The organism is Pseudomonas sp. ICMP 561 (assembly GCF_002699985.1).
Classification (GTDB): domain Bacteria; phylum Pseudomonadota; class Gammaproteobacteria; order Pseudomonadales; family Pseudomonadaceae; genus Aquipseudomonas; species Aquipseudomonas quasicaspiana.
The window spans coordinates 318,235-343,501 of the sequence record NZ_LKBT01000023.1; the positions used below are offsets into that span (position 1 = coordinate 318,235).

26 protein-coding genes are annotated in these 25,267 nt (G+C 57.4%); 12 read left to right on the top strand and 14 right to left on the bottom strand.

The genetic code is table 11. The annotated features are described in order from the left end of the window. The first annotated feature begins 82 nt into the window (after positions 1 to 82). The 5 genes from AO242_RS17815 (at position 83) to mnmH (ending at position 6,368) form a co-directional block, all read left to right on the top strand. On the top strand, positions 83 to 1,012 hold the full coding sequence (locus AO242_RS17815; RefSeq protein WP_099269758.1) for a fatty acid desaturase family protein: 930 nt from the start codon (positions 83 to 85) through the stop codon (positions 1,010 to 1,012). Next, positions 1,012 to 2,616, top strand: coding sequence for a GH3 family domain-containing protein (locus AO242_RS17820; protein ID WP_099269759.1), 1,605 nt, complete (start codon positions 1,012 to 1,014; stop codon positions 2,614 to 2,616). The genes AO242_RS17815 and AO242_RS17820 overlap by 1 nt, the downstream gene beginning before the upstream one ends. After that, a complete protein-coding gene (locus tag AO242_RS17825; RefSeq protein ID WP_176560655.1) occupies positions 2,601 to 3,701 on the top strand; it encodes an aromatic ring-hydroxylating oxygenase subunit alpha in 1,101 nt (366 codons plus the stop codon). Before AO242_RS17820 ends, AO242_RS17825 begins: the two co-directional genes overlap by 16 nt. A gap of 532 nt (positions 3,702 to 4,233) precedes the next feature. Next, positions 4,234 to 5,268, top strand: coding sequence for a selenide, water dikinase SelD (gene selD / locus AO242_RS17835; protein WP_099269760.1), 1,035 nt, complete (start codon positions 4,234 to 4,236; stop codon positions 5,266 to 5,268). Next, positions 5,268 to 6,368, top strand: a complete 1,101-nt coding sequence (gene mnmH, locus AO242_RS17840) for a tRNA 2-selenouridine(34) synthase MnmH (RefSeq protein ID WP_099269761.1) — start codon at positions 5,268 to 5,270, stop codon at positions 6,366 to 6,368. Before selD ends, mnmH begins: the two co-directional genes overlap by 1 nt. A gap of 22 nt (positions 6,369 to 6,390) precedes the next feature. Here mnmH and AO242_RS17845 read toward each other — a convergent pair whose 3' ends face one another. Beyond that, the gene (locus tag AO242_RS17845) at positions 6,391 to 7,446 is read right to left on the bottom strand and encodes a permease (RefSeq protein WP_027899293.1); all 1,056 of its coding nucleotides are present in this window, start codon (positions 7,444 to 7,446) and stop codon (positions 6,391 to 6,393) included. Between the two features lie 153 nt (positions 7,447 to 7,599). Between AO242_RS17845 and AO242_RS17850 the strand changes: the two genes are divergently transcribed. Next, positions 7,600 to 8,214: a glutathione S-transferase family protein gene (locus AO242_RS17850; protein ID WP_099269762.1), complete on the top strand. Its 615-nt coding sequence runs from the start codon at positions 7,600 to 7,602 to the stop codon at positions 8,212 to 8,214. 212 nt (positions 8,215 to 8,426) lie between these two features. Next, positions 8,427 to 9,134, top strand: a complete 708-nt coding sequence (locus AO242_RS17855) for a tRNA (adenine(22)-N(1))-methyltransferase (RefSeq protein ID WP_231677222.1) — start codon at positions 8,427 to 8,429, stop codon at positions 9,132 to 9,134. Positions 9,135 to 9,209: 75 nt separating this feature from the next. Here the strand turns inward: AO242_RS17855 and AO242_RS17860 are convergent, their stop codons facing one another. Further along, positions 9,210 to 9,761: a hypothetical protein gene (locus AO242_RS17860; protein ID WP_099269764.1), complete on the bottom strand. Its 552-nt coding sequence runs from the start codon at positions 9,759 to 9,761 to the stop codon at positions 9,210 to 9,212. A 359-nt stretch (positions 9,762 to 10,120) separates the two neighbouring features. Here AO242_RS17860 and AO242_RS17865 point away from each other — a divergent pair, with 359 nt between their 5' ends. Then, positions 10,121 to 10,747: a glutathione S-transferase family protein gene (locus AO242_RS17865; protein ID WP_099269765.1), complete on the top strand. Its 627-nt coding sequence runs from the start codon at positions 10,121 to 10,123 to the stop codon at positions 10,745 to 10,747. Between the two features lie 93 nt (positions 10,748 to 10,840). Here AO242_RS17865 and AO242_RS17870 read toward each other — a convergent pair whose 3' ends face one another. Further along, positions 10,841 to 10,999 (bottom strand): DUF2986 domain-containing protein, encoded by a 159-nt coding sequence (locus AO242_RS17870; RefSeq protein ID WP_099269766.1) that lies wholly within the window; start codon positions 10,997 to 10,999, stop codon positions 10,841 to 10,843. A gap of 232 nt (positions 11,000 to 11,231) precedes the next feature. On the opposite strand from AO242_RS17870, the gene AO242_RS29770 reads away from it, so the two are divergent. Both AO242_RS29770 and AO242_RS29775 read left to right on the top strand, forming a co-directional pair. Further along, positions 11,232 to 11,669 (top strand): tetratricopeptide repeat protein, encoded by a 438-nt coding sequence (locus AO242_RS29770; RefSeq protein ID WP_257153457.1) that lies wholly within the window; start codon positions 11,232 to 11,234, stop codon positions 11,667 to 11,669. A 6-nt stretch (positions 11,670 to 11,675) separates the two neighbouring features. Beyond that, positions 11,676 to 12,212: a tetratricopeptide repeat protein gene (locus AO242_RS29775; RefSeq protein WP_257153464.1), complete on the top strand. Its 537-nt coding sequence runs from the start codon at positions 11,676 to 11,678 to the stop codon at positions 12,210 to 12,212. Positions 12,213 to 12,448: 236 nt separating this feature from the next. Here AO242_RS29775 and AO242_RS17880 read toward each other — a convergent pair whose 3' ends face one another. Beyond that, positions 12,449 to 12,823: a cupin domain-containing protein gene (locus tag AO242_RS17880; protein ID WP_099269767.1), complete on the bottom strand. Its 375-nt coding sequence runs from the start codon at positions 12,821 to 12,823 to the stop codon at positions 12,449 to 12,451. Between the two features lie 98 nt (positions 12,824 to 12,921). Between AO242_RS17880 and AO242_RS17885 the strand changes: the two genes are divergently transcribed. Next, the gene (locus AO242_RS17885; protein WP_176560656.1) at positions 12,922 to 13,773 is read left to right on the top strand and encodes a LysR family transcriptional regulator; all 852 of its coding nucleotides are present in this window, start codon (positions 12,922 to 12,924) and stop codon (positions 13,771 to 13,773) included. A gap of 69 nt (positions 13,774 to 13,842) precedes the next feature. Here the strand turns inward: AO242_RS17885 and AO242_RS17890 are convergent, their stop codons facing one another. The 10 genes from AO242_RS17890 to AO242_RS17935 all read right to left on the bottom strand — a co-directional run bounded on the left by AO242_RS17890 (position 13,843) and on the right by AO242_RS17935 (position 23,021). Beyond that, positions 13,843 to 14,280, bottom strand: coding sequence for an SRPBCC family protein (locus AO242_RS17890; RefSeq protein ID WP_099269769.1), 438 nt, complete (start codon positions 14,278 to 14,280; stop codon positions 13,843 to 13,845). A gap of 27 nt (positions 14,281 to 14,307) precedes the next feature. Continuing rightward, positions 14,308 to 14,955 (bottom strand): SDR family oxidoreductase, encoded by a 648-nt coding sequence (locus tag AO242_RS17895; RefSeq protein ID WP_099269770.1) that lies wholly within the window; start codon positions 14,953 to 14,955, stop codon positions 14,308 to 14,310. 63 nt (positions 14,956 to 15,018) lie between these two features. Then, positions 15,019 to 15,405, bottom strand: coding sequence for a nuclear transport factor 2 family protein (locus AO242_RS17900; RefSeq protein ID WP_099269771.1), 387 nt, complete (start codon positions 15,403 to 15,405; stop codon positions 15,019 to 15,021). A 60-nt stretch (positions 15,406 to 15,465) separates the two neighbouring features. Beyond that, on the bottom strand, positions 15,466 to 16,209 hold the full coding sequence (locus AO242_RS17905) for an SDR family oxidoreductase (protein WP_099269772.1): 744 nt from the start codon (positions 16,207 to 16,209) through the stop codon (positions 15,466 to 15,468). Positions 16,210 to 16,299: 90 nt separating this feature from the next. Next, on the bottom strand, positions 16,300 to 17,403 hold the full coding sequence (locus AO242_RS17910; protein ID WP_099269773.1) for an alkene reductase: 1,104 nt from the start codon (positions 17,401 to 17,403) through the stop codon (positions 16,300 to 16,302). Positions 17,404 to 17,477: 74 nt separating this feature from the next. After that, complete coding sequence (locus tag AO242_RS17915; RefSeq protein WP_099269774.1) at positions 17,478 to 18,059, bottom strand: TetR/AcrR family transcriptional regulator; 582 nt, start codon at positions 18,057 to 18,059, stop codon at positions 17,478 to 17,480. A gap of 167 nt (positions 18,060 to 18,226) precedes the next feature. After that, complete coding sequence (gene aldA / locus AO242_RS17920) at positions 18,227 to 19,660, bottom strand: aldehyde dehydrogenase (protein WP_099269775.1); 1,434 nt, start codon at positions 19,658 to 19,660, stop codon at positions 18,227 to 18,229. Positions 19,661 to 19,677: 17 nt separating this feature from the next. Next, positions 19,678 to 20,478, bottom strand: a complete 801-nt coding sequence (locus tag AO242_RS17925) for an aldolase/citrate lyase family protein (protein WP_099269776.1) — start codon at positions 20,476 to 20,478, stop codon at positions 19,678 to 19,680. Positions 20,479 to 20,520: 42 nt separating this feature from the next. Then, complete coding sequence (gene rhmD, locus AO242_RS17930; RefSeq protein WP_027899279.1) at positions 20,521 to 21,705, bottom strand: L-rhamnonate dehydratase; 1,185 nt, start codon at positions 21,703 to 21,705, stop codon at positions 20,521 to 20,523. Positions 21,706 to 21,722: 17 nt separating this feature from the next. Then, positions 21,723 to 23,021, bottom strand: coding sequence for an MFS transporter (locus AO242_RS17935; protein ID WP_099269777.1), 1,299 nt, complete (start codon positions 23,019 to 23,021; stop codon positions 21,723 to 21,725). 274 nt (positions 23,022 to 23,295) lie between these two features. On the opposite strand from AO242_RS17935, the gene AO242_RS17940 reads away from it, so the two are divergent. Continuing rightward, the gene (locus tag AO242_RS17940) at positions 23,296 to 24,240 is read left to right on the top strand and encodes a LysR family transcriptional regulator (RefSeq protein WP_099269778.1); all 945 of its coding nucleotides are present in this window, start codon (positions 23,296 to 23,298) and stop codon (positions 24,238 to 24,240) included. The last annotated feature ends 1,027 nt before the right edge of the window (positions 24,241 to 25,267 follow it).

Sequence of the window (25,267 nt, forward strand, 5' to 3'; positions counted from 1 at the left end):
GAGTCCGGCAGGCTTGAAACTGCCGAATAAACTTCCGCATGCGCAGGCAGGTATACTCTGCGTTTTTACATGTGGTTACTTTATGCGCACTTATAAGGATATTTTGCCAGCACGCCGTTTCGACACGGCAAATCTGGCGGTGCTGGCCCTCCAGACGCTGCTCTGGGGCGGGACCCTCACATGGCTGTCACACACCGACGCAGGTGCGTGGAAATGGCTGATCCTGATTCCGTTCTGTCTGGTCATGCAAGGCGTGTTCTCGATGATGCATGAGGCGTTTCACAGTCTCGCGCACAGCAACAAGACCACCAACTACCTGATGATGTGCTGGGCTTCCACTCTGTTTGGCGCCTCCGCGACACTGATCCACATCAACCACCTCGGGCATCACTCGCGAAACCGTACGCGTGCTGAGCTGGCGGACTTCGCCATGCCGGATGAATCGTTGCTGCGCAAACGCCTGGAATACTATTTTGCAGTGCTCGGCGGTATCTGGCTGGCGGCATTCATCGGCAGCCTGCTGCTGCCTTTGCTGCCCGCCCGCGTGGCTGATCGCTGGTCGCAAAGTGGTGAGGTCAACACTTATGCAGCGGCGTTCAAAGACTTCTCAATCAACGACTTTCGGCGTATCCGCAAGGAAGTTATCGCAGGCATTATCGTGTGGCTGGCGTGCGCGTATCTGTTTGGCTGGACCTGGGAAGTGGTGCTGATTACCTACATCGCGTTTGGTTTTTCCTGGTCTTCACTGCAGTGGGTCTACCACATGCGTACCCCGATAGATGTCGTCGAAGGTGCCTACAACATGCGTGCGCCCCGTTTGGTTCGCTGGGCATTCCTCAACTTCAATTACAACCTGACTCACCACCGTCATTCGCAGATGCACTGGCAGCACATGCATGCGGCATCGAACCTCAAGGAAACCCGGCCACTGTGGTTCGGCTGGCTCCAGGTGTTCACGCCGCCGCAGCGATTGCCCGATGACCTGTCCAGTCTCGACAAGACCTATTTTTGATGCAGACCGATGGCGACGTAAAGAGAGCGCTCTGGCAGTCATTCATTGACAGTACGCACGCCGTATTGGACCAGTGGCAGACGCAGTTCGAGCAACCTGAGCAGGCTCAGGAGCGTTTGTTACTAGGCATGTTGTCGGCCAATCGCGATTGTGCGTTTGGCCGTGCCCATGACTTTGCCGGGATCCGCAACGCCAGCGACTTTCGCAATAAGGTGCCGACGCACACTTACGCGCAACTGCAGCCTTGGGTCGAACAGGCACAGCACGACAGCGGCGCAGTGCTGACTACCAGCCCGCCGTTGTTTTTCGAGCGCAGCAGCGGCAATAGCGCGTTGCAGAAACACATCCCCTACACGCGGGACTTTCTTGCCCAGTTGCAGGGGGCGCTGACGGTCTGGCTGGCTGATATGTACCGCCAGGTTCCGGAAATCAGCCACGGCAGCGGCTACTGGTCCATGTCGCCGCCCTTGCAGCAACCTGCGATGAGCGCCAATGGCATCCCGATTGGCAGTGTCAGCGATCTGCAATATCTGCAAGGCAGTGCAATTGCCGGGCTGGCGGGCACTTTGCTGATCCCCGACATGGCTCATGACGTTGTGCACTGGCGCAGGCAAACGCTGCTGGCCTTGGTCGCCGATGCCGACCTGAGCATTATCAGCGTGTGGAGCCCGACGTTTCTGAGCAGCCTGCTACAACCTTTGCTCGACACCGAAAACCCCGAAAGCCGTCAGACCTGTGACTGGCTCGAAGCGATGTTGCCAGCGCCGCGCAAACAAGCCTTGCGCCATGCCCGTGCTCAAGGAGTATTCACTGAGCTATGGCCGCGTCTGGCAGCGGTCAGCTGCTGGATGGACGGGCCTAGTCGCGGGTACGCCGCGCAACTGGCGGCGCGTTTTCCTCAGGCTCGCTGGTTGCCAAAAGGCCTGTTCGCCACCGAAGGCGTGGTCAGCGTGCCGTTTGGCGAAGGGGCGGGCTGCCCGCTGGCGATTGGCAGTCATTATCTGGAATTCGTCGGTGACGACGGTCTGCCGAAAGGCGCTCACTCGCTACGCATGGGCGAAACCGCGCAAGTGTTGCTGACCACCGGGTCGGGTCTTTACCGGTATGCCTTGGGTGATCGGGTACGCGTGGTCGGCAAACAGGGCGATACGCCGCGGGTAGAGTTTGTCGGGCGCAGCGCAAGTGCCTGCGATCTGGTGGGCGAGAAACTGGATGAACAGCTTGTCGAGGGTGTTCTTGCGCAGTGCATCGACAGTTCAGACAGCGCATGCCTGATCCCTGACTCCAGAAACACACCGCCGCATTATGTAGCCCTTGTGTCGACATCATCGGCGATACCCTGCGAGGTATTGGCAAACGACATCGACACAGCGTTGCAAGGCTCTTTTCACTATGGTCATGCGCGCACGCTGGGTCAGTTGGGGCCGGTACGTGTGCGTCTGGTGAGTGGCGGCGCGCAAAAACTCGCAGCGTTGCTGCAACGCGCGGCGGAGGCAACCGGCATTCGTGCGGGCGACGTCAAACCGCGCGCTTTGATCAGTCGACTGGACACGGCCAATGCCCTCCTTGCAATCATGGAAGAACCTGAATGCCCGCACGTTTGAGCAGCGACATCGACACGCCTGACACCGAGACACGTGGCGATGGCACGCGCGAGCAATGGTATGTGGCGTGCACGCAAAAGCAATTGCGCAACGGCAAACCTTACCGTGCGACGATTCTCGGCCTGAACATCGTCCTGTTTCGCCAGCGCAGCGGAAAGGCGGCGGCGCTCCTTGACCAGTGCGTGCACCGAGGTACCCGGCTGTCGGCCGGTAAAATCACCGATGACTGCCTGGTGTGCCCGTATCACGGCTGGCGCTACGACGCGACCGGGCACGTGGTGCATATTCCCAGCGTGGATGCCGAGCAGGGCGAACCGAAGTCGCCCGGTTATCGCTACAGGCAGCGCCATTTTTCGGTGTGCGAGCAGGATGGGCTGGTCTGGGTGTACACCGGCACGGGCGATGCTCGCGACACACCGATTTTCCGGCTTCCCGCCTATGGCGAGCGTCCGTGGCAATCCTATTTCATGATCAACACCTTCGACGCCGATGTTGGCAGTCTGGTGCAGAACTTTCTGGATGTGCCGCATACGGTATTCGTTCATGAAGGTATTTTTCGGTCGAGCAGCGGTCGCGCAATGGAGGCGACGCTGGCTTGCAAGGCTAAGAGCATCGAGGTCGTCTATCACGATGAGGTCGACGAGATCGGCCTGATGCAATGGCTGACCAACCCGGACGCTGAGCCGCTGGTGCATACGGATCGCTTCCTGGCGCCGAATGTGACCTTTTGTGACTACTTGTGGGGCGCACGCTCAGGCTTTCTGATCGTCAGCCAGATCACCCCGGTCAATGATCGCCAGTCACGCGTCTACACCTACATCGCCTACCGTTTTCCGATGCCGCGCTGGGTGTTGCGAATACTGCGTCCGTTCATTCATCTGTACACGCACATCGTGATTCAGCAGGACGTCAAAATCATTCGCGCACACCGCGAGGGTCTCAACAACGTGCCCAACTTCAAACCGTGCAATGTGCCTGCCGATGCCATCCATGTGGGCGTCGAACAGTTGCTCGCAGCGGTTCGACGCGGCGAGACGCTGCCGGAAGCGCAGCGTCGCGAGCGGCGGATCCGATTCGAACTTTGACAGCCTGGTGTTTCAACCGGCTTAGAGCTTCGGCTGAACTGAACTCGCCAGTTGCGTCGGTGACGGCAGCACAACACCGCACGAATGTGATGACTGAAGGCGCGCTGTTCGATTTGGAATGCTCTGCCAATTGATGTGCTGGTGAAGGGTCGGTCGCAAGGGTTGACTTGATTCCCAGGCTGGGTACTGAGCAGTTAACCTAAGCACCTTTCGTTCTGCAAAGCGCTCAACATGGCCATCAACCTGTTAACCGAATCCATGCTCGGACACTGGCGCGCTCCGTCGGGCGTCTGGTTATGCGAGTTCCAGTTCGGGAGCCGATTGATCTACGTCGAGCACCGCAATGGCGAGTCGCCTGACCGTCGGCTTGCCGCAGCTCAGCGCCTCGTTAATGCTACATGGGAGGATTTGCCGCAAGCGCTGATGTTTGCCGAGAAGCAGTGCAAGGGCTGCGTCAGCGTGATGAGTCCGCGCAATCTGTTGTTCTTTGCCTCTGTTAGACTGCCACCCTTTACACGCAGAGTGGCATCCAATGAGCGCAAAGGTTCGTTTGACCCAATACAGCCACGGCGCCGGCTGCGGTTGCAAGATATCGCCTCAAGTGCTTGAGGTGATCCTCGCTGGCAGCGGCGCACAAAATCTCGATCCAAAGCTTTGGGTGGGTAATGCGTCGCGTGACGATGCGGCGGTCTACGCCATTGATGACGAGCGCGGAGTCGTCTCAACTACCGATTTCTTCATGCCTATCGTCGACGACCCCTACGATTTCGGCCGTATTGCCGCGACTAACGCTATCAGCGATATCTATGCTATGGGTGGAGATCCAATCATGGCCATCGCCATTCTCGGCTGGCCGGTCAACGTGCTTGCTCCCGAAATCGCTCGCGAAGTGATTCGCGGTGGCCGTGCAGTTTGTGACGCTGCGGGCATCCCGCTCGCCGGTGGACACTCCATTGATGCGCCAGAACCAATCTTTGGCCTGGCGGTGACGGGGCTGGTCGAAAAGCGTTTCATGAAACGTAACGACACGGCCACCCTGGGCTGTACGCTTTATCTGACCAAACCATTGGGGATCGGTGTGCTAACCACCGCCGAGAAACAAGGCCTGCTGCGGGACGCCGACATTGGCGTGGCGCGGGACCAGATGTGCACGCTCAATACGATCGGCAGCCGCTTCGGCAAGCTTGCCGGGGTCACCGCGATGACCGATGTCACCGGTTTCGGCCTGCTGGGTCATTTGGTGGAAATGGCTGACGGTAGCCGCTTGACGGCACGTATCGAGGCCAGCGCCGTGCCGCGCCTGGCCAGTGTTGATTATTACCTTGAGCAAGGGTGCGTACCGGGAGGCACGCTGCGCAACTTTGACAGTTACGGGGGCCGCATCGGCAAATTGACCGAATGGCAGAAACATCTGCTCTGCGACCCGCAAACAAGTGGCGGCCTCCTTGTAGCCGTAGCGCCAGAGGGGCAAACGCAGTTTCTGCAGACCGCCACCGATCTGGGACTGAGTTTGCGCCCCATAGGCACGCTGATCGAGCGCCAGGCTAACGCCGTTGAGGTGTTCTGATGCGCGAGAACAGCGCCGACTTGCGCCATATTTTTTTAAACGATATCCCGCTGATGGACGTCCGCGCGCCCGTGGAGTTTGCGAAAGGGGCCTTTGGGCAGTCCGTTAACCTGCCGCTGATGAACGATGCCGAGCGTGAGGCCGTCGGCACGGCCTATAAACAACAGGGACAGCAGGCCGCCATCGAGTTGGGGCATCAGTTGGTGTCCGGGGCTACCAAAGAAGCACGTATTGAAGGCTGGGCTGAGTTCGTCCGCTGTCAGCCGGAAGGCTATCTGTATTGCTTTCGCGGTGGCCTGCGGTCGCAGATCACCCAGCAGTGGCTGAAAGACATCGCCGGTATCCCTTACCCGCGTGTGTCAGGCGGTTACAAGGCGATGCGCACCTTCCTTATCGACACCATCGAGTGCGCCGTTCAGGAGTGTGAACTGGTCGTGGTCGGGGGCTTGACCGGGTCCGGCAAGACTGAAGTGCTGGCGGGGTTGAGTAACGCCCTCGACCTCGAAGGCCACGCGAACCATCGCGGCTCCAGCTTCGGCAAACGTGTCAGTGCTCAGCCCGGGCAGATCGACTTTGAAAATGCCCTGGCTGTGGACATCCTGAAGAAACGCCATCGCGGTGCCGAACATTTCGTACTCGAGGACGAAGGTCGCGCTATTGGCAGCCGTGCAGTGCCTCTTTCGCTGTTTCGGCAGATGCAAGCCGCGCCTCTGGTGTGGCTGCAAGACAGCGTCGAGAGTCGGGTTGAACGGATCCTCAAGGATTACGTTATCGACCTGTGCGCAGATTTTGTCGCTGTCCATGGCGCGGAGGAAGGATTCAATGCGTTCGCCGAACGCCTGCGCCAGAGTCTGGCCAGCAACCTCAGGCGCCTGGGGGGAGAACGCTACAATCGCCTGGCGGTGATTATGGATAGCGCCCTGCAGATGCAGCAGGCAACGGGGCTGGTGGACGCTCATCGGCAATGGATCGAGCAATTGCTCACCGAGTACTATGACCCGATGTACGCCTACCAGCGTGACAGCAAGTCCGGGCGTATCGAGTTTGCCGGTGATCAGGCCGCCGTCAGGGATTATTTACTGCAGCGCCGCCACGCGTGAACCCAGCGGCGCCTGCGCCTTTCTAGAAGACCAGCGCCGCGATGACGCCGCTGATAATGCCCACCAGCATGGTCAGCAATGCGACGGCCACCAGCACCCGACGATCAAAGGATTTGCGCAGCATCAATAGCGACGGCAGGCTGACGCTCGGCAGCGTCATCAATAGCGCTACTGCTGGAGCTGTACCCAAGCCGACCCCCATGAGGGCCTGCACGATAGGAATTTCTGCCGCGGTGGGGATCACAAACAAAGTGCCCACGACAGCAAGTGGCACCAGCCATAGCCAGCTATTGGTCATTGCTCCATCAACGTGAGGGAATAGCCATACCCGCGCCGCTCCGAGGATCAGCACCGCCAGCACGTAGATCGGGATGGTGGTCCAGAACAACTGCCACATCGTGCGTAACCACTGCACCGGGAGACTGCGGGTATCTGCGGCAGTGGCCACCTCAACAGCATCCACAGCCGCTTTCGGCAGCGCTTCTGGTCGCGACATGCGCTGGGCGAGTAGCGACGCACCGAGCACAAGTCCAACGCCGGCCACCAGGCGCAGGGCGGTGAACTGCCAGCCGAGTACGAAACCCATGAAGATCAAGGTAGCGGGGTTGAGAACCGGGTTTGCAATCCAGAAGGCCAACGCCGCACCCTCCGACACGTTCTGTCGCCTTAGCCCGGCTGCCACGGGAGCCGCACAGCAACTGCACATCATCCCCGGCAGAGCGAACAAGCTCCCCCGCAGCGTAGAGCCGAAGCCGGCTTTGCCAAACGCGCGCAGTAGCCAGTCCCGGGGAATAAGCACCTGTACCAACGAGCCAAGGATGATCGCCAGAACGGCAGCCTTCCAGATCGCCAGAAAATACACTTGGGCATAAGTCAGCGCAGCCAACAAGGGCGACGTCAGATTATCGTTGAGGATCGAGCCGCCAATGCTATGGGTATCGGCGGCGATGAACGACTTGAGGTAATAAGGTGACCACTTGACGTAGTACAGGCCGATGACGGCCACCAGCAGAAACACCGCCGGTTTGCACCAAAATGCCCAGGAGCGGGTTGTGGAGGGAGGAGACTGGCTAATCATTATGAAATCCGTGCGTAAGCGAACGTCTATGATACGTCAACGCTGGCTGTCAGTTGGCAACAATGACTGCGCCCCAGGAGCGCAGTGATTGGCCCGGAGTGTGTAATCGCTGCTAACTAATACTCTCACTTACAACCAATGGAGGGTTGAGGCATGTACACGCTTTTCGGAGCAGAGGGTTCTGGTCCCGCAGCTATCGAGATAGCACTGAAATATTGCGGCGCCGACTACCGGTTGCAGGCAGCCAGTTCCTGGGAGGAGGGCAGTGGCAGGGATGAGCTGCGACGGATTAATCCGCTACTGCAAGTGCCCACTCTGGTTTTACCCGATGGCACTGTGCTGACTGAAAGCGCCGCGATATTGGCCTGTCTCGGACTGGAGTTTCCTGCCTCAGGGCTGCTGTCCCTGAACCCGTCTGAACGAGCTATACAACTCCGCGGTTTGGTGTACATCGCCTCCAACTGTTACTCAGCCATCGGCATCATCGATTACCCGGAGCGCTGGTTGCCTGACGGGAACCCGGATCACTTGCAGCAACTGGTTAACGGCGCAAAGTCCCGGTTGTACGGACACTGGGAGACGTTTAGCGATGTATTTGGGGGCACGGCGGCGTGGCGCCCTGACAAGCCCAAGCCAGGTGCTGTCGAGATCCTGGCTTGCGTTGTGACGCGGTGGGCCGGTACCCGTGAACATCTGCGGCTATTACGGCCGACCTTTCATGCCTCGCTATTGGATATTGATTGTCATGTAGCAACTGCGTTGGCTTGATACCACAGGTGTGATCGGCTTTGTGGGAGCCGAGCTTGCTCGCGATGCTGGCAACACAGTGGTCAGACGGGTCGCGTTCAGCCCTATCGCGAGCAAGCTCAGCTCCCACAGGTTCTGCGCAATTCCAGGGTTGATATGCGCTGCATTGCTCGCCAGAATCGCGCCCCTGTCCGGTGATTGGTGCTGGATGTCAGCGGTGAAAGGGGCTGCAGTTGAACGAACAGACATTGTCCAGGCGCCTGGAGCGCGTCGCGGCGCATGTGCCTGCGGGGGCGCGACTGGCCGATATCGGCTCGGATCACGGTTACCTGCCGGTCGCCTTGATGCGCCGCGGATCTATTGCGGCGGCAGTGGCGGGGGAGGTGGCATTGACTCCGTTCCGCGCGGCCGAACGCACGGTTCGTGAGAACGATCTGGACCAATTGATCACCGTACGCATGGCCAATGGTCTGGCTGCGATCCAGCCGGAAGACGGGATTACGGCCATCAGCATCTGCGGCATGGGCGGCGAGACGATCCGCGACATTCTTGAAGAAGGCAAAGCCTATTTGACTGGCGAAGAGCGTCTGATCCTGCAGCCCAACGGCGGCGAGCGGCCGCTGCGCCAGTGGCTGATGGAAAACGGTTATTGCATCCTTAGTGAGGAAGTACTGCGGGAAAACCGGTTCGACTACGAAGTCATCGTTGCCGAGCGCGCTGGGCCTGTGGTCTACACCGCCGAGGAACTTTACTTCGGCCCGCTACAGATGAAGGCTCGCAGCCCGGCTTTTCTGCTCAAGTGGCGCCGCATGCTGCGTCATAAGCAGCAAACCTTGAACCACTTTGCCCGGGCTCGGCAGGCGCTGCCAGAGGAAAAGCTTGAAGAAGCTGAGCGGCAGGTTCGCTGGATAAGCGAATTGCTGGCTGTGACTGGAGCATGACGCAGTGAGCGCTGGTTTATCTGGAAGGCGTTCTTGAAACTTTCCTTGGCCGAGACGTCACCAGACAGCTTTCAATCAGTGCCCACCCTCTAAAGATCTCCGGACAATTGCCTGAAGCATACGTCGACGAATCATGCCGCTCACTGGCCGTATTGCGTACCAATACGGCGTGAAACGTTTGAGCGCCTGACGATCCAGGCAATGCACCCGCGTTTGAGTGGTTATCCGGGTTAGCCCTGACTCCAGGTGCTGGCAAGTAAAACTGAGCGCAAGTTTGACGCTCCCCGCCTCACAAAAACGTTGAAAGGCTTCTGCATCGGCCACAGGAGCCTGACCGAAGTCAGCCTGCCAGAACTTTCCTGCCAGTCCGTAGACGACTTCGGTATCGCCATCGCGATGCAGCAGGGTGAAGTTGTCCATCCCGAAACTCGCTTTAGCGCTTGATGCCGAGCGCTGAAACAACCGCATGGGTAGCTCGCGTAACTGAATGGCGTAGCGAAAAAACCGGTCATTTTCAGGTCGATAGTTAACGGCCTCAGCCATTAACCGGGCCGGACTGACTGAGCTTTCCAGCGAGTGGGTTTCACTGAACTGGTAGTCAGGCAGGTAACGATCAATAAGATGCATCCGTACTCCTCATTGCAGGATCGTGTCGACCGGGCAGGGTGATAGATCAGGCATTTTTCCAAGTGTGCGTCTGGATTTTCCTGCCTCCCTGCAGTATTGCGCAATCACGATTTGTTCCAGTGATCCCGGTTGACTTCTGGTGGGTTAAAAGCTTCGGTTCAGGCTTGCCTTGCAGCACGGATACTAAAGCGGGCGCACTGACGTCTGGGCGGTTCCGGCAACGTCAGGCTTCCGGAAGCATTGTTTGTCCTGATGCGGTCAGGCCATATGACTGCCGCATACTTCTGTTCAAAGTTACAACTATCGCTGTTGTGCGCAGTCTCTTTATAGACCTTTCACTGTCGAGCAACGGAGCTTTCATGATTACGGTCCATCACCTCAACAACTCGCGCTCCCAGCGCATCCTGTGGCTGCTCGAAGAACTCGACCTGCCATACGAAATCAAGCGCTACGAGCGCGATCCGAAAACCAATCTCGCGCCACCTGAGCTCAAGGCTGTCAACGCGCTGGGTAAATCCCCGGTGATTGAAGACGGTCCTCACGTGATCATTGAGTCTGGCGCTATTGTCGATTACCTGATCCGCCGCCATGGCGACGGTCGCTTGCAGCCGGATCCGGCAACCGCCACATACGATGAGTACGTGCAATGGCTGCATTTTGCTGAAGGTTCGGCGATGTTGCCGTTGATGCTAAATCTTTACGTAGGTCGCCTGGGCGATGCTGGCGCGCCTTTGCACCCACGTATCGAATCGGAAGTGGCCAATTATCTGGGCTATCTCAACGAAGCATTGGGGCTGACGCCGTTTCTGGTGGGTGAAAAATTGACCGGTGCGGATATCCAGATGAGCTTCATCGGCGAGTTGGCCAAGGCGCAGGGCAAGTTGCAGCCGTACCCGAATGTGGCGGCGTGGGTACAACGTTTCCAGGAAAGACCCGCTTATCGCAAGGCGCTGGAGCAGGGCGGGGAATACGTGTTTGCGAAGTAATGGTCTAGTTGCTGACTAACTCAGGCACGTCAGTCGAGCGAGGTTTGATCAAGCAGATAGCTGCATGATCAAGCCGCGTTCACATAGTAACCGTCAGCCTTCGGAAGTCGCGACGGCTTCCTGGCCAGTTTCAGCGTCAAGCTTCAGCCGGTCAGCCTTGCTGATGTATTTAGGCTTTTTGGGTGCCAGTTTGGCACTGGCCTTTTTGGCTTTTGCCTTGAATAGCTGCTGTAGTTTTTTCTGGCGATTCATGTTTCTGCTCAACTGGTGATTCTTGAATGATTCGGCGGGAATTCTAACAGCGAATCCTCTGGTCTTTAGCTGAATCGCGCTGACCATGATCTCCTATCGAGCCGAAAGCTGCCATCTAACATGTCTCTGCTGTATTTTCATACTTCTTATGGGGCGGCGTAACTGGAAGTTGAAGCTTTGTGCCTCAAACCCTGAAAACTCATGTTGTGCCAGGTTCATCGTAAGGAACGTTATGCGTATTCGAGCTTTTAAGATTTTGCTGACTCTGCCTATGCTCTTCGTGATGCTTTACGCGCAGGCGGCGAAGCCCGGCGCGAGCGATGAGGCGATACGTCTGTTCTCAACTGAGCAATACCGGGCGTCGATAGAGGAGTCAGACAGGGTGCTCAAGTCGGACCCGACTGACACCGAGGCCTTGAATGTAAAGGCTTTGGCTGTGTCGATGCTGGGCGACGATCAAGCCGCTATACGGCTGGTGACTCAGGCACTCGAGATCGTTAAAAAGGACGGTCAGGCGTCGATTACCCAGCAGGCGAATTACTGGAACAACCTCGGGTATTTCAACGAGCGACAACGCAATTATCAGGTTGCCATTAGCTGTCATGAGAAAGCCTTGAAGATGCGGCTTTCCGCATTTGGTGCGGACAACCTGCAAACTGCCGATAGCTAAAACAATCTGGGAACGACACTGAGCAAGCTCGGCCGTTATGACGAGGCCTTCGATAATCTGCGGAAAAACCTCGCATTGAGAAAACGGCTATCCGGTGAGCGTGACCATTCGGTTGCCGTGGCACTGAATAACCTAGGCAATGCTTACAACCTTCAGGGCGACTACAAAGCCTCTTTGCCAATTTTTCAACAGGCGCTGGATATTGATGCGCCGCTGTATGGCGTGCAGCATCCGGTAATTGCCGTGCGCTGGAACAATATTGGCGATGCTTATCGAGGGCTAGGCCAATATGATCAGGCCGAAGTTTTCCTCACGAAAGCATTGAACAGCGATCTTGCGAGCTTTGGCGAGAACCATCCCAAAGTGTCACTGCGCTATTTCAATCTGGCCAAAATGTACGAAGCTCAAGGCGACAAGCTCAAAGCCCGAGCCGCCTACGCCAAGGCGCTGCAGATAGTCCGTAACGTTGATCCTGATGATGCGGGGCAGATTCAATATTTTGAGGCGAAGCTGCGAGAACTGGGGGCCAAGTCAGGGGCATGATTTGATCCATGAGTCAGATCAAACACTATTCAACTATTTGATTTGGGATGACACCGCGCTGTCGCACAGCAAACACAGGACTTGTAGGAGCTGCCGAAGGCTGCGATCGCGGTGTGTCAGGATACATGCTTCGCAGCCTTCGGCAGCTCCTACATAAACTGCATTTCAATCCTGTAGTTTGCGTGTTGTTTGAGAGGCGCGCATAAATTCAGATAGTCACTTGAAGCTGAATATTCCTATCTCAACTGCCTTTCGATGGGCACGGTTCTGGCGCTGACTTCATCGCCTGTATGCCGTGTCGTGACCGTTTCAATAAGCATGATTCCGCACTCATCTTCAGCCACCGGGTTATGCCTGACCTGCTTGGGGATGATGCAGAATTCGCCCGGCCTGAGGATGATGTCGCGGTCCTCCAGCTGAATTTTCAGGGTCCCATAGACCACCATGAACATCTCGTCTTCATCTGCATGGGCATGCCACATCAGTTCGCCTTTCAGCTTCGCAACCTTGATGTACTGGTCGTTAACCTGGCCGATGACGTGCGGAGACCAATACTGAGTAACTTCAGCCAGGGCTGATTCGATGTTGATGGTATTACCGCTTGGGATCATGGTTCTAACTCCGTTGAGGGAGCGTCAATTTACGTCGGTGAGATGACTGGCCATATCGAATGTTTATAATGGGGGCATTAATATTTGTAATGGCCCCCATGTCCAGACTTCGCACTATTGATCTCGTTTTGATCCGTACATTTGTTGTGGTTGCCGAGACAGGCAGCATCAGCGCAGCAGCGCGACAGTTGCACCTTACCCAAGGCGGGATCAGCCAGCAGATCAAACGCCTTGAGAGCTTCTTCAATTGCATGTTGCTGGTGCGTGATCCTGGTGGAACCCAACTGACAGAACGAGGGGCAGACTTTCTGCCCAAAGCCAGGCGTCTACTTGATCACAGCGACAGTCTATACGAGGACATGACAGGGATAGTCGGCACCCGAAGCGTGCGGGTTGGCGTGCCTTACGACATGGCCGGTGCTCATTTTTCACCGATCCTCAAGAACTACGCTCATCACCATCCTGACGTAGAGGTCACTATTGTGACGGGCTCGTCCCTTGATCTGATGAGTGATTTCACGAAAGGGTTGATTGACCTCACACTGCGCCAGTGCCCTGAAAGTGAAGGTGTTGGAGAGCGGTTGTACGCGGAACCATTGGTATGGCTGAGCGCCTCGGATGAGCTACTGTGCCAACGGCCTTTGCCGTTATGCTTCGTGACGCCAACCTGTACGTTTCGAAAAACCGTGTTTGCATTGCTGATCGAATCGCACATCAGTTGGCGCGTGGTGTTTGAAAATGCTTCGGTCGACGCCACGTTATCAACTGTTCGCAGTGGCCTTGCCCTGACGCCGTGGCTGCGCTCGCTGGTGCCCGAGGGCCTCAAAGTGGTCGGAGTAGAGTCCGGATTGCCTGTGCTGCCAGAGTTTGCAATCGAACTTCACGTCTCGCCGAATGCGAGTAGCAGTGCGTTGCAGATGGCAGAGGTCATTCGCCAGCATTACCGTTAGGCAGCGGCAGGCGAGAAATAGCAGCTGGCACCTTTGGGCATTTGCAAACGACCCATTGCTAGAGGGTCGCTACTTTTTGACAAAAGCCGCCAGACTTTCATGACCACCCACGATCAGTTCGCGGATCGTCTTTTCAAAATGAGCGGCTGCTTCCGGCTCTCGAACATCAAACGTCGCTTTCCATTCCACGACACATTGCTGTGCCTCCTCGGCCACAGCCACTTTGACCTGCGCCTGATAATTATCCAGTGGTAAAGGCGACTCTTCGAATGCGTAGGAGAGGGCCATATGGTGGTCATCCAGGGTTAAGAGTCGCTCACGCAGAACGTCGCCGTCAGCGAGGTCGAGTCGACGGATTGCGCCCACGGCGCTGCCTGGTTGTTCGCCCTCAATATGGCTTTGCTCAATTGCTGGATGCCATTCGGCGATACCGCCAAAATGGCTTAGCACTCGCCAGACTTGCTCAGCACTACTCTCTATAACTGCGCTGTATTCAACGGATGCCATGCGTCATTCTCCAGGTGTTTTAGTGGATCAGAAACTTCTCGCTGCCACATCGACAGGAGTCGTGCCTTGAGTCAGTTCGATGATGACTCGAGATACTTGAGGGTTTTCGATGAGCTCGGCCAGAAACGCAGCAACGTCGTCACGGGGAATTTCGCCGTAGGGGATCGCCAGTCCTGCTCTTACGTTACCTGTACCGGGGCTGTCCACAAGGGTGCCGGGTCTCAGGATGACCCAATCCAGTTCAGAAGAAGCCAGAAACACATCGGCTTGTTTCTTGACCTTCATGTAGTTCTCGAACCCTTCGGAGGTTTCGCCCGCTCGAAGTGCTTCGGGGAACGCCGATACCAGCAAGAAGCGGCGCACGCCTGCCAACTGCGCAGCATTGACGGCTGTTTCCAGGCCCTTGCCATCGATGGCGTTGGTCAGTTCCATACCTGCGCCACCGGCCCCGGCGGTGAATACCACGGTATCGCTGCCTGCCATGGCACCGGCCAGCTGAGAAGCATCCAGCTCGGTGAGGTTACCCAGCAGTGGCGTGGCGCCCTGTGATTTGAGTGGCTCTGCTTGCTGTTCTTTGCGATGAAGTGCGATCACCTCATGACCCACAGCGCTGAGTTTAGTGATCAGGCGGCTTCCGACCTTACCTGCTGCGCCGATAACGAACACTTTAGACATGGGATTCTCCTCTGATGGCCGACGTACTGGCACTTGGAGGTACCAGTACATCGCAACCTGTAATTAACCTTCGAACTGGTGGTAGACCTTGGCGATCACCTTCCAGTTGCTGTCGATTTTGAGCAGCGTCAGGTAGTCGTTGTAATCGGCGCCGATGGCGTCCTTCTCCATGTCGACGCGGACTACTGCGGTCGTCGGGGTGATCGCGAGTATGTCCAGACGCGTGGTGATGCCCGGAGCGGTGCCGTTACTTTCCACAAACGTATAGAGGTTGCTGATCGGTCCACCCAAGAGTTTGCCGTTGGTGAAGCCGTACATGATCGCGTCTTTGTGAAAGGCCTCTTCGATAGTGGCGACGCTACCAGTGCGCAGGCCCTCGATGTACTTTCCAGCGGTTTCAATCACAGCGTTGTAGTCGCTGGTGGGAACTGCTTTGATGTTGTTGCTCATAAGGTTGTCTTCCTGTTGTTGATTAAATTAATCGCACCTGGTCGAGGGTGATTGGAGTGATCACCAGTCCTGACGGGTAGGGGAGATGATCAGATCGTTGACGGTGACATTTGCGGGCTGGTTGAGTGCGTAGATCACGGCGCGGCTGATGTCCTCGGGCGCGATGGCGATTTCATTGAGTGCTTTGGCGGCTTTTCGGCCTGCCGGGTCTGTGACCTTGTCGGCCCAGCCGGTATTGATTACGCCGGGGCTTACCGTGTTGACGCGGATGCCGTGGTATACGCCCAGCTCTTTGCGCATCGACTCTGTCATGGCCTGCACGAAAAACTTGGTGGCGCTGTACACGCCTGCCGAAGGGCCAACCTGATGGCCTGCAACGGAGTCCATGTTCAGAATCTGGCCCGACTGCTGCTCGACCATGAACGGCAGCACCGCCGCGATTGAATTCAGGTAGCCCTTGATGTTTACGTCGATCATCGCGTTCCAGTCCTGAACGGCCACGTCGACCCAGCTGGAAAAGAGCATCAAGCCTGCGTTATTGATCAGGATGTCCACCGAGCCGTAGGTGTCTATTGCAAATCGAGCGAGGGCGAGAGTGTCATCAAGGCTGGTTACGTCAGTGATGCAGCTCGTTGCTTCGTAACCGGCAGCGCGTAGTTCGGTGATCAAAGCGCTCAGGCCCTGTTCATCAAGTGCGGCGGCCACAACCTTTACGCCTTCTTTCGCAAGGGCTCTGGCAGTGGCGGCACCAATCCCGGAGGAGGCGCCTGTGACAATGGCTGTTTTGTTGCTCAGGTAATTCATATCTCACCTTTTTCAAGTCGCAGTCATCCAGCGCCGTAATCATTGATAACGACGTGCGGCGTTCAGCGAATCAGTAGTTGTTCAGCGAATTCAATAGCTACCCAGAGGCCAGTCGGTATAGCCCTTGGCACCACCGCCGTAGTACGACTCGCGGGGGGCGATGGTCAGTTCGGCACCGTAGCGCAGGCGCTTGACCAGATCCGGGTTTGAGATAAACAGGCGTCCGAACGCCACTGCGTCGATCTTGCCTTGCGCCCGGCGCTCGATTGCCATGTCCAGGTCGTAGTTGTTGTTGCCGATGAAGGTGCCGTTGAACTGCGCGCTCAGTGCGTCCATATCGACGCCTTCAGGAACTTCACGTGACGTGGCCGTGGCGCCTTCGACGAAATGCAGATACGCCAGATTGAATGCGTTGAGTTGCTGGATCAGGTAACCATGCAGGCCCATGACATTACTGTCCGGCGGGGTGTTGCCAGCATCCGGCGTGACCGGCGATAGACGAATACCCACGCGATTATTGCCCCAGATATCGACGATGGCCTGGGTGACTTCCAGTGTCAGGCGGGCGCGGTTTTCAATCGAGCCGCCGTACTGATCTGTGCGTTGATTAGTAGAGTCGCGCAGAAACTGGTCCAGCAAATAGCTGTTGGCTGAGTGGACTTCGACGCCATCAAAACCGGCACGTTTGGCGTTTTCGGCAGCCCGTATGTACTGCTCGATGATGCCGGGGATCTCGTCGGTCTCCAGTGCGCGGGGTGTCGACACCGGGACAAAACCATTGGCGGTGTAGGTGTTGCCTTCCGCTTTGATCGCGGAGGGCGCGACCGGTGCCTGACCGTCGGGTTGCAGGTCGACGCTGGAGAACCGACCGACATGCCACAGCTGGCTGACGATCTTGCCGCCCGCTGCGTGTACTGCGTCTGTCACTTTGCGCCAGCCGGCGACTTGTGCGTCGTTCCAGATGCCGGGTGTTGCGGCATAGCCTCGGCCCTGGGCGGAAATGTTAGTGGCCTCGGCGACGATCAGGCCTGCGCTGGCGCGTTGTGCGTAATAAGTGGCGTGTAGATCACCGGGAACGCCGTCTTCGCCATACCGGCTACGTGTGACGGGGGCCATGACGATACGGTTGGCCAGCTCGATGGAGCCCATACTAACCGGCGAGAAAAGATCGGTGGTCGTGCTGATGTCGTTCATTGATTGATTTACCTGCAAAGTTGATGGTCATAACTGACCGGTCGTCTACTAAAGTGCGCTAAAAAAAAAGCGCACTACCTCAGTAGGCGCTTGCTCATGTTCAGAGCGGTGTCGAAGGAGTCTGTAGACTTGTTTACTTTCACTAACAGCGAAGCCCCGAGCCAGAGCTGGTAAAGGCCCTCGGCAAACGCGCGGCTGTCTTCTCCGGGATGCAGGCTGTCATCGGCGATACCCAGATCAACGCACGTGGTGATGCGCTGAATGATCTTTGCCGTACCGCGCTCAAGGACCTTACGCATGCCGTCAGAAAGGTCGCACACCTCAGGACCAAGCTTGACGACCAGGCACTTACCGTCGGGGAGGTCGGTGCCCTGGGTTTCCTTCCAGTAATTGAAGTAAGCCCACAGTCGTTCTGCTCCGTTGCCCGGAAGCGCCATCAGCGCATCGACGCGGCCCAGATATTCAGAAAAGTACTCTTCAAGCAGCGCTTCACCGAATTCTTCCTTGGATTTGAAATAGTAGTAAAACGAACCTTTTGGCACGCCCGCAGCGCTCACCACTTCGGCGAGACCTACAGCGGTGTAGCCCTTGTTCGTCATGAGCGAGCGAGCCACATCAAGGATGTGCTGTCGCATGTCGTGGTTAGGTTTCTTCATAATGACGGCGATCCTAAATTAAAACTGACCAGTCGTCTACAAGCTATTCGATTTCATTTGTTGGGACAATAAACGCACCGCTGACGAGGAGAACCATCGGTGCGTTCAGGTGTGGTGAGCAAAACAGAGGGCTTGATCAGCCTTGTGAGCAAGTCCGCTAAGGGCCCTTAAGCCTGGAGATAGACAACATGCGTATGGGTGTACTCATACAAGCCATGCTTGCCGTCCGCGCCGCCGACGCCAGACTTTCTGACACCGGCATGAAAGCCCTGCATAGCCTCGAAGTTTTCTCGATTGATGTACGTTTCACCAAAGTCGATTTCGCGGATGGCGTACATCGCCTTGCTCAGGTCCCGGGTATACAGCGATGACGTCAGGCCGTATTCGCAGTCGTTCGCCAAAGCGATAGCTTCATCAAGGTCATCGACGATCTGGATGGGCAGTACCGGGCCAAATATTTCTTTGCGCATGATCTCCATGTCAGCGCTGCAACCTGCTAGAACCGTTGGCTGGAAGTGGAAACCCTGGCCGAGGTCGGCGATGTTGCCGCCAGTGATCAGGTTGGCGCCTTGTGCCTGGGCTTTTTTGACTTTGGCGGCAACGCTTTCCAGGCCTTGTCGATTGATCAGCGGACCCATTTCTACGGAGCTGTCGGCCAGTGGATCACCGTAGCGGGTCGCGGCCATGGCAGCGCTGATCCTGTCGATGAATTCATCGGCTACGCCACGCTCGACGTACACCCGTTCAGCGCAGTTGCACACTTGTCCGGTGTTGATGATCCGCGAGTCGCGAATGGCTTTGACGGCAAGGTCCAGGTCCGCATCGGCGAGCACGATGGCAGGGGCTTTACCGCCCAGCTCAAGGTTGAGTTTGGTGATGTTGGGCGCTGCTGCGCTCATGATTCGTGCACCGGTTTCGACGCTGCCGGTGAAGCTAATCATATTCACTTGCTGATGTGAGGTCAGGGCTGCACCGACCCGGCCATCGCCGCAAACTACGTTGAACACCCCCGCAGGAAGGTCTGTTTCAGCAACCAGTCGGGCAAACTCGAAACAGTTGTTGGGTGTTTCTTCGCTGGGCTTGATGACGATGGTATTACCCGTAACCAGCGCCGGAGCCATCTTGCGGGCAATCAAAAAAAACGGGAAGTTCCACGGCAAGATGCCCGCCACCACGCCCAGCGGTTTGCGAAACATGAAGATGTTCTCGCCCGGACGATCACTGGTAATGATTTCACCTTCAATGCGCCGCGCCCACTCGGCCATATAGTCGAGGTAGTCAGCGGTGAAGTTGACCTCTACTTCGGCCAACCCATAGATCTTGCCTTGCTCCAGGGTGATGGTGCGGGCCAGGTGGGCGACGTTTTCACGCAGCTTGCTGGCGATCTTGCGCAGATAACCTGCTCGTTCGTTGGCGGGGCGCTTTGCCCATGCCGACTGGGCCGAGCGGGCTGCGGCCAGCGCGCGATCCACTTGGTTGGCGTCAGAGGCGGGGACTCTGGCAAGTACTGCGCCAGTCGCCGGGTTGAGCACGTCAAAGTGCTCGGCGCTGGGGACGAATTCGCCGTTGATATAGTTTTCGTAAACCGGTACTGAAGACATGGTCGGGTTCCTTCCAGTCAATAGGTGCGTGAGGCCGGGCGTTGTTCGGTGGCGTCACGATAAAGCGCGAGGTTGTTGAGTGCCGCCTGGCGCATCAGGCTGATGTCGATGGCCACTGCGATGAACTGACAGCCCAAGCTTTGATAGCGACGCGCATCCTCTTCAGCCGGGGCCAGAATTCCGCTGACCTTGCCAGCCGCAAGGGTGGCATCAATCGCATGGCGGATTTTTTCCTGCACTTCAGGGTGAGACGGGTTGCCGATATGGCCCAGCCCCGTGGACAGGTCAGCCGGGCCGATGAATACCGCATCCACGCCTTCCACCGCAGCGATTTCAGCGACGTTATCGACGCCCGCGCGAGACTCGACCTGCACAATCAGGCAAAGCTCTTCATGGGCCGTATTGATGTAGTCGGGCACGCCGTCCCAGCGAGTGGCGCGGGTCAGACCGCCGCCGACGCCACGAATACCGTGTGGCGGATAGCGGGTGGCCTGTACCAGCGCGCGAGCCTGCGCAGCGGTCTCGACCATGGGAATCATCAGGGTCTGGGTGCCAATATCCAGCAACTGCTTGATCAGCACCGGGTCGTGACTCACGGCGCGTACGATGGGCGCGGTGGAGTAGGGCGCTACTGCCTGTAACTGGGCCAGGATCGAAGGCACGGTATTCGGCGCGTGTTCGCCGTCGATGAGCATCCAGTCGTAGCCAAAGCTGGCGGTGATTTCAGCGCCGTATCCCGTGGCAAAGCCAGCCCAGATACCGTATTGCGGCTCGCCTTTGGCCAGAGCGGCCTTGAAGGCGTTACGTGGCATTTTCATAAGGACTCCTGTCGAGTCGAACTCGAACATCAAATTGCGCAATCAGTGCTGGTAAGGGCGGTGCAGCTGGCACTCGGGGTTCAACGTCACGCCAAAACCTGGTTGATCGAGTTTTGAAATCCGCATGCGACCGTTTTCCGGGACCGGTTCACCGAGTAGTTGTGGATGGAACATGGGCACCACTTCGTCGGCCTTGGGCGCCATCATCAGGAATTCAGCGAACGGGCTGTTGGTACGCGTGGCCACAAAGTGATAGCTGTAAACAGAAGATCCGTGGGGTACAACCATCGCGCTGTGGGCGTCGGCCAGCGCCGAGATCTTGATCAGTTCGGTGATCCCGCCACACCAGCCGACGTCCGGCTGGATGATGTCGCAGCAGCCCATTTCCAGCAGCATCCGGAAGCCCCAGCGTGTTGCTTCATGCTCGCCGGTGGTGACCAGCATGCCGGTGGGCACGGCTTTCTTTAGTGCAGCGTAGCCCCAGTAATCGTCAGGTGAGAGCGCTTCTTCGATCCACTTCAGACCAAACTCGTGGGCACCTTGGGCCAGACGCGTGGCGTAGTTGAGGTCCAGGCTCATCCAGCAGTCGAGCATTAGCCAGAAATCCTTGCCGACGCGTTCGCGCATGACCGCCAGCTCCTCGAGATTCTTGCGCAGGCCTTCTTCGCCCTCAGCCGGGCCGTGATGCAGTGGCAGCTTGCCGCCGATGAAACCCATCTTTTGCGCCAGGTCCGGACGGGCGCCGGTAGCATAGAATTGCAGTTCGTCGCGGACTGCACCGCCCAGTAACTGGTGCACGGGTTCTTTGCGGACCTTGCCGAGCAAGTCCCAGAGCGCCAGGTCGATACCGGAAATCGTGTTGATCACCAGCCCCTTGCGCCCGTAATACTGGGAGGAGAAATACATCTGATCCCAGATGCGCTCAATGTCGGTGACCTTCGCGCCCTCGACAAAACGCGCCAGGTGTTTTTCGACGATATAGGCCGCCGGTTCGCCTCCCGTGGTGACTGCAAAGCCGATATTGCCTTCCGAGTCCTCGACCTCGACAACGAGAGTACCGAGCACGTTGATGCCGAAGCTGCGACGGCTCTGGCGGTACTCCGGGTATTTGCTCATGGGTGTGGCGATGTGGTCGTCGATCCAGTGGCCGTCGCCCTGATCGTGATAGTCGGCGCCACCGCCGCGCAGGACAAAGGCGCGAACATGTTTGATGGTTGGAATGGCCATGATGTGATTCCTCCTGGTCAGACTTGAAAAGTCGGTTGCTTGCGAGGTACAGCCTGACTCGGTGGGCGAATGCCCATGATCAGGGCTGCGGCAATGAGTGTTGTGACGGCCAGCACGTACAAGCCTGCTGCCGGGGAGTGGAAGGAGGCTTCTGCCCAGTTCTTCAGGATCGGCGCAATGAACCCGCCCAGCGCACCGAAAGAGTTGATCAGCGCGATAGCACCGGCTGCGGCGGCACCGGCCAGGAAGCTGCCGGGGAACGTCCAGAACACCGGTTGCACCGCGATGAAACCCGAAGCGGCGAAGCACAGCGCAAGGATGCCCAGCAGTGGACTGGCGAAGGTCACCGATGCGGCGATTCCCAATCCCGACACCACCAGGGTCAACGCGGCAACGGTGCGGCGTTGGCCGGTACGATCAGCAATACCGGGGATTTTCCATGCGGCCAGTAACGCGCATATCCACGGGATGGCGCTGACCAGACCGACCATCAAGCCGACCTTGGTGCCCAGCAGCCCTGCGACCTGGCTTGGCAGGTAGAAAACCACACCGTAAACACTGGCCTGAATCAGCATATAAATCAGGCACAAGTACAGAACCGCAGGCTGACACAGGATTTTCAGCAGGCTGCCATGGGATTGCTTTTGGCTGTCCTCAGCATCCAGTACCGCTTGCAACTGGTTACGCTCTTCTGGCGTAAGCCATTTAGCATCGGCAGGACGATTGTCTAGGTAGAAGTAGGCCCAGACACCAACCACGCTGGCCATCAACCCTTCGACCGCAAACAGCCACTGCCAGCCATGTGTGCCCATGAAGCCGTCCAGTTCAAGCAGCAAGCCTGACAATGGACTGCCAAAGATAAAGGCCAGCGGTGCGCCGAAATAGAAGAAGCCCATGGCCTTGCCGCGTGATGCGCTGGGGAACCAGTAAGTGAGGTACAGGATCACGCCCGGGAAGAAGCCTGCCTCGGCGACACCCAGCAGGAATCTCAGGATGTAGAAGGTGGTTTCGTTGTGCGCAAACATCATGGCGGCGGAGACGAGGCCCCAGGTCACCATGATCCGGCACATCCACAGGCGAGCTCCGACCTTGTGCATGATCAGGTTGCTGGGTACTTCGAGCAGCGCGTATCCGGCGAAGAACACGCCAGCACCAAACGCGAAAGCGGCATCGCTGATTCCGGTATCGGCCTGAAACGCCTGCTTGGCAAAGCCGACGTTGGCACGATCAAGGAACGCCATGATGTACATCAGCAACAGAAACGGCAGCAGCCGCCAAGAGACCTTGCGCAGTAAAGTCGCGGGTAGAGTGTTCACGTCAGTTTCCTTTTTGGAATTATTTAACTGCGTAAATTTTCAAAGCAGGTGAAGGGGCGCGTTGGGCCTCAACAGGATGCAGATGACGGGCTGGCTTGCGGAGCACGATGGTTGTAAGCGGGGGGCAAAGAGAGGGCGGCAGAACGTTTCATTGGATTCACCTCGGTGGGTGTTGTTTTCTTGTGCTGAGGACTCTACTGCCTGGCAGGGATGCGTGACTAATCGAATTAAGCTTATAGTCGATACCTTAAAGTTATCGATTGCAGAGGGCAGTATGAGTGTCGAGCGGTCTCCCCATCAGCTGTTTGGCCGGCTGCGTTACAAGCATCTGCAGATGCTGGTGGTGCTCGGTTCCAGCCTCAATCTGCACCGCGCATCACTGAGTATGAGCATGTCTCAGCCTGCGGCGACCCGGATGCTTCAGGAAATCGAAGACATGTTCGGCTGCGAGCTGTTCGAGCGGCTGCCACGCGGCATGCGCCCGACCGCGCTGGGCCGCGAGTTGTTGCGCTTCGCCGAAGCGGCGCTGAGTGGGCTGGACCGTTGCGCTGCCGACATTGCCGTGCGCAAGCAGGGCGGTTACGGGTATTTGTCGATCGGCACTATCATGGGTGCAGCGCCTGATCTGGTGATGAACGCCGTCGCCGAAATCAAAGGGCTCAACCCGCAACTGCGCATCCGGATCATGGGGGATACCAGCGATCAGGTGGTGCAGTTGCTGGAGCAGGGACGTGTGGACATCGCCGTGACGCGGCGCAACCTCATCACTGATCGTGAGCAATACGAGTTCGAGCCTTTGGGCAACGAGCGGCTGATTGCCGTGGTGCACAGCGGCCATCCGTTGGCCCGCCGTCGCAAGTTGCAATGGGCAGAACTGGTCAGGGACTGGCCCTGGATCCTGCAACCCGAGACCAGCCCGGCCCGCATCGCCATTGAGCAGGCGCTGCAGAAGCTTGAACTGCCGATACCCGCCGACATCATCGAGTGCAGCTCGGTGTACTCCATGCAGCAACTGGTGCAATTGACCGACGCCCTGATGGTGCTCTCCGAGTCGGCCATGCGGGACTATCTGAAGATGGGCCTGGTCAAGGCACTGCCGGTCACGCTGGACGCGCAGATGGCCCCGTTCGGGTTGCTACGCCGCAAAGGCGAACCGGTCAGTCGCGAGCTTCAGCACTTCATTGATTTGCTGCGTAAACGAGCTCGTGAGGCGGCGTGACGCGGCGGTAAATTTGAAACGCATTACCTGAATGACCGCATCAAGCCTTCTCGCCAACAAGTTGCCTCCTACCTGACTCAGCGCAAACCGGTAGGAGCGAACTTGTTCGCGAGACGGTAGACCTGAAAGACCGCATCAAGCCCTCTCGCCAACAAGTTGCCTCCTACCTGACTCAGCGCCAATCGGTAGGAGCGAACTTGTTCGCGAGACGACAGACCTGATTGACCGCATCAAGCCTTCTCGCCAACAAGTTGCCTCCTACCTGACTCAGCGCAAATCGGTAGGAGCGAACTTGTTCGCGAGACGGTAGATCTGAAAGACCGCATCAAGCCTTCTCGCCAACAAGTTGCCTCCTACCTGACTCAGCGCAAATCGGTAGAAGCGAACTTGTTCGCGAGACGGTAGATCTGAAAGACCGCATCAAGCCCTCTCGCCAACAAGTTGCCTCCTACCTGCCTCAACGCCAATTGGTAGGAGCGAACTTGTTCGCGAGACGGTATATCTGAAAGACCGCATCAAGCCTTCTCGCCAACAAGTTGCCTCCTACCTGACTCAGCGCAAATCGGTAGAAGCGAACTTGTTCGCGAGACGGTAGATCTGAAAGACCGCATCAAGCCCTCTCGCCAACAAGTTGCCTCCTACCTGACTCAACGCCAATTGGTAGGAGCGAACTTGTTCGCGAGACGGTATATCTGAAAGACCGCATCAAGCCTTCTCGCCAACAAGTTGCCTCCTACCTGACTCAGCGCCAATTGGTAGGAGCGAACTTGTTCGCGAGACGACAGACCTGATTGACCGCATCAAGCCCTCTCGCCAACAAGTTGCCTCCTACCTGACTCAGCGCCAATCGGTAGGAGCGAACTTGTTCGCGAGACGAATCTGAAAGACCGCATCAAGCCTTCTCGCCAACAAGTTGCCTCCTACCTGACTCAGCGCCAATTGGTAGGAGCGAACTTGTTCGCGAGACGGTAGACCTGAAAGACCGCATCAAGCCCTCTCGCCAACAAGTTGCCTCCTACCTGACTCA